Here is a 1880-nt window from a genome sequence, read left to right as displayed (position 1 = left end):
CACCGGAACCGGGTCGAGACATTGGCCAGCGACACGGTGACGGTGCCCACCGTCGCCGCGCTGAAGGGCACGGTCGTGGTGCCGTTGCCGCGTGCGTCGAGGCGGACCCGACGCGGCGTGATGGTGCCGTCGACCTGGTGGACGAGCAGGGTCGCGGCGGGGGAGGCCCGGCGGGCGGGAGCGTCGACCCGGACACGCAGGCGCCACTTCCTGCCGGACAGGTCGGGACCCGGGTGCAGGCGCACCGAGTCACCGGCGAGGTGGTCGAGCGTGGTCTTCTTCCTCCAGGAGCGCGCCGCCCGGGTGAGGGTCGCCTCGGCGAGCGGCGGGGTGTCGCCGTACGCCGCACCCTCCTCGTAGACCAGGCCGGGCATCGTGTTGGCGGCCGCGAAGTCGGCGTACACGCCGGTCAGCCCGCCCTTGCGGCGCAGCACGGACTGCAGCGCCTGGACCGAGTAGCGCCCGCCGTCCTTCCTGAGGCTGCCGGCGGCCTTCCAGGCCTTCTTGACGATGCCCTGGGAGTAGGTCTGGCTGAGGTACTCCCAGAAGATCCAGTTGCCGTACTGGAAGCCGTACGTCGAGCTGAACGCGTCGAGCGGCACGAAGGGTGAGGCGAGCTGGCTGTACTGGAGGTACTGGCGGTTGTCGTCGACGTCGTCGGCCACCCGCTCCTCCATCCAGGTGGCGGTGGACTCCATCATCCACGGGTCCTCGGTGTAGTCGTAGGCGTACTGGACGGCGTGGAAGAACTCGTGCGCGGCCGTGACCGTGAGGTTGTCCTGCGGTGAGGTGCCCGAGGGGAACTGGGCCGGCGCGTAGTCGTTGTCGAGCACGCAGAAGCCGCTCGCGGTGCGGCCCCTCGTGCGGTGCTCCGCGGCGCAGTAGCCGTACAGGCCGGTGCCGAGGTCCTTGAGGTAGACGTCGAGCCTGTCGTCCCCGCCGAGGCCGTCGTCGCCGAGCGGGGCGCGGTAGCCGAGGTCGTCGACCTCGCGGGCGTAGGTGTTCTCCAGCGTCGCCAGGGTCAGGTCGACCCAGTCGGCGCTGGGCGCGGCATCGGCCGTCGAGGTGACGTAGTGGACGCACACGTGGGTGCCGCAGGTCTGCGTCGAGGGCACGGTGTAGCCGTTGCCGAACGGGTCGGTCGGGCCCTCGGTGGGGCGGGCGAGCAGCGCCTCGGCCTCCGTCGCCTCGGCACCGCTGAGGTCGGGACGGGCCAGCCAGAGGTCCCGCAGAGCGACGGTGGCCGAGGGGTCGCCGGTGCGGCCACCGCCGGCGAGGAGCCGGCCGGCCATGTCGAGAGCTGCCCGCGGCGTCGCCTGCGGGGCGAGCGGCACCGCTGCGGTCCGCCGGACGGGAGGTCGAGCGACCGCCACCCGGTCGCCCCCCGCCTGCCCGCCGTGGTCCGCCCCGCGGTCGCCGTCCACGGCACCGGCCGGCACGGCTGGCACCAGCGCGAGCGCGGTGACCGTGCTCGTGAGGAAGGAGAGCAGGACCGGGATGGAGCGCACGTAGGTTCCCTTCGTGGCCTCGCGGGGCCGGTGTGGCGGTGCGGAGCGGGGCACCAGGGTCACCGCAGGACCCGGGCCGTGACCCGGAAGCCCCGGCGGTCATCGCCGGACCTGCCGTGGCAGGCGAACTGGGTGCCGCGGTTGCAGGTGTAGCGGGTCGACGCGTTGGCCAGCACCAGCTCGACGCGGCGCACCCGCGGGCGGTGGAAGGCCACCACCCGGGAGCCGTGACCGCGACGGTCGAGCTTGATCGGGCCGCGACCGATGACGCCGTGGCGACCGATGAGCACCACCTGCGCGGCCGGTGCGGTGGCCGGACGGCCCGCGTCGACGGTGAGTCGCACCCGACCGCGCCGCAGGCCGGGCGAGGGG

2 protein-coding genes are annotated in these 1880 nt (G+C 73.8%); both read right to left on the bottom strand.

Annotated elements, in window-relative coordinates; genetic code table 11:
- Positions 1-1508, bottom strand: a 1508-nt coding sequence (locus ACXJKL_RS20220) for an MXAN_6640 family putative metalloprotease (RefSeq protein ID WP_457208787.1), incomplete at its 3' end; no start/stop codon positions are given.
- 59 nt (positions 1509-1567) lie between these two features.
- Positions 1568-1880: hypothetical protein (locus ACXJKL_RS20215; protein ID WP_457208786.1), on the bottom strand; the 313-nt coding region annotated here is incomplete at its 5' end.

This window comes from Nocardioides sp. P5_C9_2 (assembly GCF_054049555.1).
The sequence above is the reverse complement of the archived record's forward strand: the minus strand, read 5'-3'. Positions and strand labels throughout refer to the sequence as shown.